Raw genomic sequence first — 10038 nt, 5'->3', positions numbered from 1 at the left:
ACAACCCCCCCCCCCAGGGGGGAAGAACGCGCTCCCGGGGGGGGGCGTGCTTCCCCGCGAAGGGCTGCAAAGCAGCCCCTACAATCCTGAAGGCACAAAAAAGCCCGGCACATGGCCGGGCTTTTTCATGGCTAGAGCTTAGCGCGCACGGTAGGTGATGCGGCCCTTGCTCAGGTCGTAGGGCGTCAGTTCGACGCGGACCTTGTCGCCAGTGAGAATACGGATGTAGTTCTTGCGCATCTTTCCGGAGATGTGCGCGGTTACGACGTGCCCGTTTTCCAACTCCACGCGGAACATGGTGTTGGGCAGGGTGTCGACGACAGTACCTTCCATTTCGAAGCTGTCTTCTTTCGACATGCAGTAGAGCCCTCGGATCCAGTGTTGGCCCGACGCATAACCGCACCGGGCAAAAAAGTGGCGTGGATTATGCCCGAAAACTGTGTGTCAAGCCAATGCCTTTCAGTTGAGGGTGACCCAGCGCTGGTTTATCAGCAATTCGATAGGTCGATACTGTGTCTTGTAGTTCATTTTCTTGCAGTTCTTGATCCAGTAACCCAGGTAAACCGCTTCCAGGTCCTGGCGCAGGGCTTCGGTAATCTGCCAGAGAATGGCAAAGCGGCCCAGGCTCCGGCGTTCTTCGTCCGGCTCGTAGAAGGTGTACACAGCCGACAGGCCGTTGGGCAGCAGGTCGCACACCGCCACCGCCATCAAGCGGCCTTCCAGGCGGAACTCATAGAACCAGCAGAACGGCAGGTCGCGCACCAGGAAGGTGGAGAACTGATCGCGGCTGGGCGGGTACATGTCACCGTCGGCATGGCGCGTTTCGATATAGCGCCGGTACAGTTCGAAGTACTCTTCCTTGAACGCTGGACGTGCGGCGGTCACGGTCAGGTCGGCGTTGCGCTTGAGGATGCGCCGTTGCTGGCGGTTGGGGATGAAGCGCGCCGCCGGGATGCGTGCCGGCACGCAGGCATTGCAGTTCTGGCAGTGCGGGCGGTACAGGTGGTCGCCACTGCGGCGGAAGCCCATTTCCGACAAATCGGTGTACACGTGCACGTCCATCGGCTGGCTGGGGTCGAGGAACAGCGTGGTTGCCTGTTCGTCGGGCAGGTAGCTGCAGGAGTGGGGTTGAGTGGCATAGAACTTCAACCGCGCCAACTCTGTCATGATCAACCCCCTCGGTGAGACTTTGTTTAAGTGTAAGCCAGCTACGGGAACTCGCCTAGGGAAGCCATGTGGCGCTGTTGGGCTGGTCGAGGTGGTGTGCCAGGTAGTCGGCAAACTCGGCGCGGCTGATGGCGTGAGCTCCCAGGCTGTGCAAATGGTTGGTTGGCATCTGGCAGTCGATGAGGACGAAACCGGCCTGGCGCAGGTGGTTGACCAAAGTCACGAAGCCGACCTTGGAAGCGTTGTCGGCGCGGCTGAACATCGATTCACCGAAGAACAGCTGGCCCATGGCCAAGCCATACAGACCACCGACCAGCTCGCCGTCCTGGCGCACCTCCACCGAATGGGCGATGCCGCGTCGGTGCAGCTCGCAGTAGGCGGCACGCATGGTGTCGGTGATCCAGGTGCCGTCGGCGTAGTCACGTGGCGCGGCGCAGGCGGCGATCACTGCGGGGAAGTCTGTGTCGAAGCTGACCTGGTAACGGCCCTGGCGCATCAGCTTGGCCAGCGAGCGCGACACGTGCAGCTGGTCCGGGAGCAGCACCGTGCGCGGGTCGGGTGACCACCAGAGGATCGGCTGGCCGTCCTGATACCACGGGAAGCAGCCATGGCGATAGGCCTGCACCAGGCGCTCGGGGCTCAGGTCGCCGCCGGCAGCGAGCAGGCCGTTGGGGTCATGCAGGGCCTTTTCCAGAGGCGGGAAGGTCAGCGAGTCGCGGGTCAGCCAGGTGAGCATGGTCTATCGTGCGGTGGGGGAGGGGAGAGGGCAGCATGGCGCGGGTGAAAAGCAGGGTCAATCTCTTTGGCTTCTTCGCGGGCGCGCCCGCTCCCACAGGCCATGTGCAGGCTCTGAAGCCTGCGGGGTACCTGTGGGAGCGGGCCAGCCCGCGAAGAGGCCGGCACAGGTGATGAAAATAGGCAATTTCCTACACATTCATGAAACCGCAGGCACCATCCGCTACATTTGCTGTCACACCTGTGCAAAAACACAGCATAAGCCTTTGTCACAAAAGAAAATGCATGCTCAAATTGCAGCTATATGAAAGTCGCCCCCGGCCAAACTCCCATCTGGCGTGCCGCCATGGCGGCTGGCGGGCAGTAATGTTAAAAGTAGTGGTTCATTGGCCGCACCGTCGGCCGATCACTATTGGACGCGCAGCACGCGCAGGAATAGACGCGTTTTGAAGAAATCCACCGCAACTCCAGCTCCCTTGCCCGTCCCTCTGTGGCGGCAGCAGCTGCATTATCGCCTCAAGGAAGGTGCGTTGATCGCTGTCGGCGCCCTGTGCCTGTACCTGTGGATGGCGCTGCTGACCTACGATACGTCGGACCCGGGCTTCAGCCACACCAGCAACGTCGACCAGGTGCAGAACGCCGCCGGGCGTGCCGGTGCCTACTTCGCCGACATCCTGTTCATGGTGCTGGGGTACTTCGCCTACATCTTCCCGCTGCTGCTGGCGATAAAGACCTGGCAGATCTTCCGCGAACGCCACCAGCCCTGGGACTGGAGCGGCTGGCTGTTCTCCTGGCGGCTGATCGGCCTGGTGTTTCTGGTGCTGTCTGGTGCGGCGCTGGCCCATATCCATTTCCACCCGCCTGCGAGCATGCCGTTCTCCGCCGGTGGTGCATTGGGCGAGAGCCTCGGCGACCTGGCGCGCAACCTGCTGAACGTGCAGGGCAGCACGCTGATGTTCATTGCCCTGTTCCTGTTCGGCCTGACCGTGTTCACCGACCTGTCGTGGTTCAAGGTGATGGACCTGACCGGCAAGATCACCCTCGACCTGTTCGAGCTGGTGCAGGGCGCCGCCAACCGTTGGTGGGAAGCGCGCAACGAGCGCAAGCGCCTGGAGGCGCAGCTGCGTGAGGATGAACCGGTGGTCAAGGCCGCGCCAATGGCCGCCGACAAGCGCGAACCGGCCAAGCCGGCGCTGCGCGAGCGCATTTTCAAGCGTGAAGAAGCACCTGCCCAGCCGGTCGAACCACGTGAGCCAACCCTGTCGCGCGAGCCTGTGGTGCCACGCGAGTTGCCGGCACCTCGTGAGCCGGTAATCTCCCGCGAACCACCTGCCGCGGCCCCGATGATCGTGCCGCCGACACCCGTCAGGGTGCCGGAGCCGAGCAAGCGGGTGATGAAGGAGAAGCAGGCGCCGCTGTTCGTCGACAGCGCGGTGGAAGGCACCTTGCCGTCGATCTCCATCCTCGACCCGGCCGAACAGAAGAAGATCGAGTACTCGCCGGAATCCCTGGCCGGTGTCGGCCAGCTGCTGGAAATCAAACTCAAGGAATTCGGCGTGGAAGTGGCGGTGGACTCGATCCACCCGGGCCCGGTGATTACCCGTTACGAAATCCAGCCGGCCGCGGGCGTGAAGGTCAGCCGTATCGCCAACCTGGCCAAGGACCTGGCGCGTTCGCTGGCAGTGACCAGTGTGCGTGTGGTCGAGGTCATCCCCGGCAAGACCACCGTGGGTATCGAGATCCCCAACGAGAACCGGCAGATGGTGCGTTTCTCCGAAGTGCTGGCCACGCCGCAGTACGACGAGCAGAAATCGCCGGTCACCCTGGCCCTGGGCCACGACATCGGCGGCAAGCCGGTGATCACCGACCTGGCCAAGATGCCGCACCTGCTGGTGGCCGGTACTACCGGTTCCGGTAAGTCGGTGGGTGTGAACGCGATGATCCTGTCGATCCTGTTCAAGTCCAGCCCGGAAGACGCGCGGCTGATCATGATCGACCCGAAAATGCTCGAACTGTCGATCTACGAGGGCATCCCGCACCTGCTGTGCCCGGTGGTCACCGACATGAAGGACGCCGCCAACGCCTTGCGCTGGAGCGTGGCCGAGATGGAGCGGCGCTACAAGCTGATGGCGGCCATGGGCGTGCGTAACCTGGCCGGCTTCAACCGCAAGATCAAGGACGCCCAGGAAGCCGGCGAGATCATCCATGACCCGCTGTACCGCCGCGAGAGCATGGACGACGAGCCGCCTGCGCTGAAAACCCTGCCGACCATCGTGGTGGTGGTCGACGAATTCGCCGACATGATGATGATCGTCGGCAAGAAGGTCGAAGAGCTGATCGCCCGTATCGCCCAGAAGGCGCGGGCCGCCGGTATCCACCTGATCCTCGCTACCCAGCGCCCGTCCGTGGACGTGATTACCGGCCTGATCAAGGCCAACATCCCGACCCGCATGGCATTCCAGGTATCGAGCAAGATCGACTCGCGGACCATCATCGACCAGGGTGGTGCCGAGCAGCTGCTGGGCCACGGTGACATGCTGTACATGCCGCCGGGCACCAGCCTGCCGATTCGTGTGCACGGCGCGTTCGTCTCCGACGACGAGGTGCACCGCGTGGTCGAAGCGTGGAAGCTGCGCGGCGCTCCGGACTACAACGACGACATCCTCAACGGCGTCGAGGAGGCCGGCAGCGGTTTCGAAGGCGGCGGTGGTGGCGGCGATGGCGAAGATTCGGAAAGCGACGCCCTGTATGATGAGGCCGTGCAGTTCGTGCTGGAAAGCCGCCGCGCGTCCATCTCGGCCGTGCAGCGCAAACTGAAGATCGGCTACAACCGCGCCGCCCGCATGATCGAAGCCATGGAAATGGCCGGCGTGGTCACCCCCATGAACAGCAACGGCTCGCGGGAAGTGATAGCCCCGGGCGGCCCGCGCGACTGACGAACACCTTGCCGGGCGCCAACGGTGGCGCCCGGCCTTTTCAATGCTCGATGAGGACTCCCATGCGCGCGATTCGCATGCTGTTGGTTTCTGCCCTGGCCGCGGCTTCTGTGTCGGCCACCGTATCGGCTTATGCCGGTGAGCAAGACGTACAACGCCTGACCCAATTGCTGGAAAAGTCGCAGACCATCGAGGCCAACTTTTCCCAGCTGACCCTGGACGCTGGCGGCACCAGCCTGCAGGAAACCTCCGGCAAGATGACCGTCAAGCGCCCTGGCCTGTTCTACTGGCACACCGATGCGCCGCAGGAGCAGGTGGTGGTATCCGACGGCAAGAACGTCACCCTGTGGGACCCGGACCTGGAGCAGGCAACCATCAAGAAACTCGACCAGCGCCTGAACCAGACCCCGGCGCTGCTGCTGTCCGGTGACGTGTCGAAGATCAGCCAGAGCTTCGACATCAGCTCGAAGGAGCAGGGCGAAGTGATGGACTTCACCCTCAAGCCGAAGACCAAGGACACCCTGTTCGACTCGCTGCGCGTGTCGTTCCGCAAGGGCCTGATCAACGACATGCAACTGATCGACAGCGTCGGCCAGCGCACCAACATCCTGTTCAATGGCGTGAAAGCCAACCAGGCGGTGCCGGACAGCAAGTTCAAGTTCGACATCCCCAAAGGCGCGGACGTCATCAAGGAGTAACCAGAGCTCGCCATGGACCTGTTTCGAAGCGAACCCGTCGCCCAGCCCCTGGCTGCTCGTCTGCGCCCGTCCAACCTGGACGAGTACGTCGGCCAGGAGCACCTGCTGGCGCGCGGCAAACCGCTGCGCGAAGCGCTGGAGCAGGGTGCGCTGCACTCGATGATCTTCTGGGGGCCGCCGGGCGTGGGCAAGACCACCCTCGCGCGGCTGCTGGCGCAGTTCTGCGATGCGCACTTCGAAACGGTGTCGGCGGTATTGGCCGGGGTGAAGGAGATTCGCCAGGCGGTCGAGGTGGCCAAGCAGCAGGCTGGCCAGTACGGCCGCCGAACCATCCTGTTCGTCGACGAAGTGCACCGCTTCAACAAGTCGCAGCAGGATGCCTTCCTGCCCTATGTGGAAGACGGCACCCTGCTGTTCATTGGCGCCACCACCGAAAACCCGTCGTTCGAGCTGAACAACGCATTGTTGTCGCGGGCGCGGGTGTATGTGCTCAAGAGCCTGGACGAGGCGGCGCTGCGCAAGCTGGTCAACCGCGCGTTGACTGAAGAGCGCGGCCTGGGCAAGCGCAACCTGCGGGTTGGCGACGACGCCTTCAAGATGCTGATGGCCGCCGCCGACGGCGATGGCCGGCGCATGCTCAACTTCCTGGAAAACGCCTCGGACCTGGCCGAAGACGGCAGCGAGATCGATGTCGAGATGTTGCAGAGCCTGCTCGGCGACAGCCGCCGCCGCTTCGACAAGGGTGGCGAGGCGTTCTACGACCAGATTTCCGCGCTGCACAAGTCAGTGCGTGGCTCCAACCCCGATGGCGCCCTGTACTGGTTCGCGCGCATGCTCGATGGCGGCTGCGATCCGCTGTACATTGCCCGCCGCGTGGTGCGCATGGCCAGCGAAGACATCGGCAACGCCGACCCGCGCGCGCTCAGCCTGTGCCTGGCGGCCTGGGATGTGCAAGAGCGCCTGGGCAGCCCCGAGGGCGAACTGGCGGTAGCCCAGGCCATCACCTACCTTGCCTGTGCGCCGAAGAGCAACGCGGTGTACATGGGCTTCAAGACCGCCCTGCGCGAGGCCGCCGAGCATGGCTCGCTGGAAGTGCCGTTGCACCTGCGCAACGCCCCGACCAAGCTGATGAAGCAACTGGGCTACGGCGACGAGTACCGCTATGCCCACGATGAACCCGACGCCTATGCCGCCGGCGAAGACTACTTCCCCGAGGAACTCGAGCCGCGCCAGTACTACCAGCCGGTGCCCCGTGGCCTGGAACTGAAGATTGGCGAGAAGCTGCGCCACCTTGCCGACCTTGACCGCAACAGCCCCCGCCAACGGAGAAAGCCGTGATTGCACTGATTTCCGCCGTCAGCGCTGGCGGTATTGCCGGTACCTTGTTGCGCTTTGCCACCACCAACTGGGTGTCTGCCCACTGGCCACGGCACTTCTATCTCGGTACGCTGGCGGTCAACCTGGTTGGCTGCCTGCTGATCGGCCTGCTTTATGGTCTGTTCCTGCACAAGCCGATCGTGCCGGTCGAGCTGCGCGCCGGGCTGATCGTCGGCTTCCTCGGCGGCCTGACGACTTTTTCCTCCTTTTCGCTGGATACCGTACGCCTGCTGGAAAGCGGGCAAGTGCCCCTGGCTTTGGGCTATACCGGTATCAGTGTGGTGGGCGGGCTGCTCGCGACATGGGCCGGTCTGTCCCTGACCCGATTCTGAACCAACACCTACACATAACGAGAGAACGATATGCTCGATTCCAAACTGTTACGCGGCCAACTTCAGGAAGTGGCGGATCGCCTGGCCTCCCGTGGCTTCAGCCTGGATGTCGCGCGCATCGAATCACTGGAAGAGCGCCGCAAGGCGGTGCAGACCCGCACCGAGCAGCTGCAGGCCGAGCGTAACGCCCGTTCCAAGTCCATCGGCCAGGCCAAGGCCAAGGGCGAAGATATTGCGCCGCTGATGGCTGACGTCGAGCGCATGGCCAACGAACTGGCTGCCGGCAAGACCGAACTGGACGGCATCCAGGCCGAACTGGATGGCATCCTGCTGACCATCCCCAACCTGCCGGACGCCAGCGTACCGGTTGGTGCCAGCGAAGACGACAACGTCGAAGTGCGCCGTTGGGGTACGCCGAAGGCTTTCGACTTCGAAATCAAGGACCATGTCGCCCTCGGCGAAGTCAGCGGTGGCCTGGACTTCGAAGCTGCCGCCAAGCTGTCTGGCGCGCGTTTTGCCGTGCTGCGTGGTCCAGTTGCCCGCCTGCACCGCGCCCTGGCGCAGTTCATGATCAACCTGCACACCGGCGAGCACGGTTACGAGGAGCACTACACCCCGTACCTGGTCCAGGCCCCGGCCCTGCAGGGTACCGGCCAGCTGCCGAAGTTCGAGGAAGACCTGTTCAAGATCAGCCGCGAAGGCGAGGCCGACTTCTACCTGATCCCGACTGCCGAAGTGTCGCTGACCAACCTGGTGGCCGGTGAAATCCTCGATGCCAAGCAGCTGCCACTGAAGCTGGTTGCCCACACCCCGTGCTTCCGCAGCGAAGCCGGTGCTTCCGGCCGTGACACCCGCGGCATGATCCGCCAGCACCAGTTCGACAAGGTCGAGATGGTGCAGGTGGTCGAGCCGTCCAAGTCGATGGAAGCCCTGGAAGGCCTGACTGCCAACGCCGAGCGCGTGCTGCAGCTGCTGGAGCTGCCGTACCGCGTGCTGGCCCTGTGCACCGGCGACATGGGCTTTGGCGCGGTGAAGACCTACGACCTGGAAGTGTGGGTACCAAGCCAGGACAAGTACCGCGAAATCAGCTCGTGCTCCAACTGCGGCGATTTCCAGGCGCGCCGCATGCAGGCCCGCTGGCGCAACCCGGAAACCGGCAAGCCAGAGCTGGTGCATACCCTCAACGGCTCCGGCCTGGCCGTAGGCCGTACCTTGGTTGCCGTACTGGAAAACTACCAGCAGGCCGACGGTTCCATCCGTGTGCCGGAAGTGCTGAAGCCTTACATGGGCGGCGTCGAGGTCATCCGCTAAATGGATTACCTGCCGCTGTTCCACAAGCTGCAGGGCGGCCGCGTGCTGGTCGTTGGCGGTGGTGAGATCGCTTTGCGCAAAGCGCGCCTGCTGGCCGACGCCGGCGCCGCGCTGCGCGTGGTTGCACCGGATGTCGACGGCCAGTTGGCCGCGCTGGCCCGGGAAGGTGGCGGCGAGGTGCTGGTGCGCGGCTATCAGGCAGCCGACCTGGTCGGTTGCCGGCTGGTGATTGCGGCCACCGACGACCCGGGGCTCAATGCCCAGGTGTCGGCGGATGCCCAGGCACTCAGCCTGCCGGTCAACGTGGTGGATGCGCCGGCCCTGTGCACGGTGATCTTCCCGGCGATCGTCGACCGTTCGCCGTTGGTGGTTGCGGTGTCTAGTGGCGGTGATGCTCCGGTACTGGCGCGTTTGATTCGCGCCAAGCTGGAGGCCTGGATCCCGTCCGCCTACGGCGAACTGGCCGGCCTGGCCGCACGCTTCCGCGACAAGGTCAAGGCCTTGTACCCGGACGTTAACCAGCGCCGTGGCTTCTGGGAAACCGTGTTCCAGGGGCCGATTGCCGAGCGCCAGCTGGCCGGACAGGGCGCCGAGGCCGAGCGCCTGTTGCAGGCGATGGTCGACGGTGCACCGGTGCAGCAGGGCGGTGAGGTGTACCTGGTGGGGGCTGGCCCGGGCGATCCGGACTTGCTGACCTTCCGCGCCTTGCGCCTGATGCAGCAGGCCGACGTGGTGCTGTACGACCGCCTGGTGGCACCGGCGATTATCGAGATGTGCCGACGTGATGCCGAGCGTATCTACGTGGGCAAGCGTCGCGCCGACCATGCCGTGCCTCAGGACCAGATCAACCGCCTGCTGGTCGACCTGGCCCGGCAGGGCAAGCGTGTGCTGCGCCTGAAGGGCGGCGACCCGTTCATCTTCGGCCGGGGCGGCGAAGAGATCGAAGAGCTGGCCGAGCACGGCATCCCGTTCCAGGTGGTGCCGGGCATTACCGCAGCCAGCGGTTGTTCCGCCTATGGCGGGATTCCGCTGACTCACCGCGACTATGCCCAATCGGTGCGTTTCGTGACCGGGCACCTGAAGGATGGCACCAGCAATCTGCCGTGGCATGACCTGGTAGCGCCGGCGCAGACCCTGGTGTTCTACATGGGCTTGGTGGGGTTGCCGACCATCTGTGCCGAGCTGATTCGCCATGGCCGCGCGGCCAGTACCCCTGCGGCGCTGGTGCAGCAGGGGACTACGCGTAATCAGCGGGTGTTCACCGGCACCCTGGCAGACTTGCCGGACCTGGTGGCGCAGCATGAAGTGCATGCGCCGACCCTGGTGATTGTCGGGGAAGTGGTGCAGTTGCGTGACAAGCTGGCCTGGTTCGAAGGTTCGCAGAATAGCTGAAATCGTTGGGGCCGCTTTGCGGCCCAGCGCGAAAAAAAGACACCCCTCCAAGAGACAAAGACCCCCCTTAGGAAAAGCCCCTTGTCGCCA

The 10038-nt window shown here is 64.0% G+C and carries 9 protein-coding genes; 6 read left to right on the top strand and 3 right to left on the bottom strand.

What is annotated here, in order from left to right; genetic code table 11:
• Positions 1 to 138 precede the first annotated feature (138 nt).
• From infA to aat, 3 genes are all read right to left on the bottom strand, one after another.
• A complete protein-coding gene (gene infA / locus ACLCGK_RS15680; RefSeq protein ID WP_002553999.1) occupies positions 139 to 357 on the bottom strand; it encodes a translation initiation factor IF-1 in 219 nt (72 codons plus the stop codon).
• A gap of 102 nt (positions 358 to 459) precedes the next feature.
• Positions 460 to 1167, bottom strand: coding sequence for an arginyltransferase (locus ACLCGK_RS15675; protein ID WP_410952352.1), 708 nt, complete (start codon positions 1165 to 1167; stop codon positions 460 to 462).
• Positions 1168 to 1222: 55 nt separating this feature from the next.
• Positions 1223 to 1903, bottom strand: a complete 681-nt coding sequence (aat, locus tag ACLCGK_RS15670) for a leucyl/phenylalanyl-tRNA--protein transferase (protein ID WP_410952351.1) — start codon at positions 1901 to 1903, stop codon at positions 1223 to 1225.
• 385 nt (positions 1904 to 2288) lie between these two features.
• Here aat and ACLCGK_RS15665 point away from each other — a divergent pair, with 385 nt between their 5' ends.
• The 6 genes from ACLCGK_RS15665 (at position 2289) to cysG (ending at position 9948) form a co-directional block, all read left to right on the top strand.
• Complete coding sequence (locus ACLCGK_RS15665; protein ID WP_410952350.1) at positions 2289 to 4838, top strand: DNA translocase FtsK; 2550 nt, start codon at positions 2289 to 2291, stop codon at positions 4836 to 4838.
• Positions 4839 to 4900: 62 nt separating this feature from the next.
• Entirely contained in the window at positions 4901 to 5536 is a 636-nt protein-coding gene (gene lolA / locus ACLCGK_RS15660) for an outer membrane lipoprotein chaperone LolA (protein ID WP_015270967.1), read from the top strand.
• 12 nt (positions 5537 to 5548) lie between these two features.
• Positions 5549 to 6874, top strand: a complete 1326-nt coding sequence (locus ACLCGK_RS15655; protein ID WP_013973284.1) for a replication-associated recombination protein A — start codon at positions 5549 to 5551, stop codon at positions 6872 to 6874.
• On the top strand, positions 6871 to 7245 hold the full coding sequence (gene crcB / locus ACLCGK_RS15650) for a fluoride efflux transporter CrcB (RefSeq protein WP_410952349.1): 375 nt from the start codon (positions 6871 to 6873) through the stop codon (positions 7243 to 7245). Before ACLCGK_RS15655 ends, crcB begins: the two co-directional genes overlap by 4 nt.
• A gap of 30 nt (positions 7246 to 7275) precedes the next feature.
• Positions 7276 to 8556: a serine--tRNA ligase gene (gene serS, locus ACLCGK_RS15645; protein ID WP_003258877.1), complete on the top strand. Its 1281-nt coding sequence runs from the start codon at positions 7276 to 7278 to the stop codon at positions 8554 to 8556.
• Entirely contained in the window at positions 8557 to 9948 is a 1392-nt protein-coding gene (cysG, locus tag ACLCGK_RS15640; protein WP_013973282.1) for a siroheme synthase CysG, read from the top strand. It begins immediately after the preceding gene.
• The last annotated feature ends 90 nt before the right edge of the window (positions 9949 to 10038 follow it).

Source organism: Pseudomonas sp. S1(2024) (genome assembly GCF_046557535.1).
The sequence above is the reverse complement of the archived record's forward strand: the minus strand, read 5'-3'. Positions and strand labels throughout refer to the sequence as shown.

Excerpts from the sequence above, each read along its gene's own strand:
- infA (WP_002553999.1), bottom strand. The coding sequence starts at position 357 with ATGTCGAAAGAAGACAGCTTCGAAATGGAAGGTACTGTCGTCGACACC.
- ACLCGK_RS15675 (WP_410952352.1), bottom strand. The coding sequence starts at position 1,167 with ATGACAGAGTTGGCGCGGTTGAAGTTCTATGCCACTCAACCCCACTCC.
- aat (WP_410952351.1), bottom strand. The coding sequence starts at position 1,903 with ATGCTCACCTGGCTGACCCGCGACTCGCTGACCTTCCCGCCTCTGGAA.
- lolA (WP_015270967.1), top strand. The coding sequence starts at position 4,901 with ATGCGCGCGATTCGCATGCTGTTGGTTTCTGCCCTGGCCGCGGCTTCT.
- ACLCGK_RS15655 (WP_013973284.1), top strand. The coding sequence starts at position 5,549 with ATGGACCTGTTTCGAAGCGAACCCGTCGCCCAGCCCCTGGCTGCTCGT.
- serS (WP_003258877.1), top strand. The coding sequence starts at position 7,276 with ATGCTCGATTCCAAACTGTTACGCGGCCAACTTCAGGAAGTGGCGGAT.
- cysG (WP_013973282.1), top strand. The coding sequence starts at position 8,557 with ATGGATTACCTGCCGCTGTTCCACAAGCTGCAGGGCGGCCGCGTGCTG.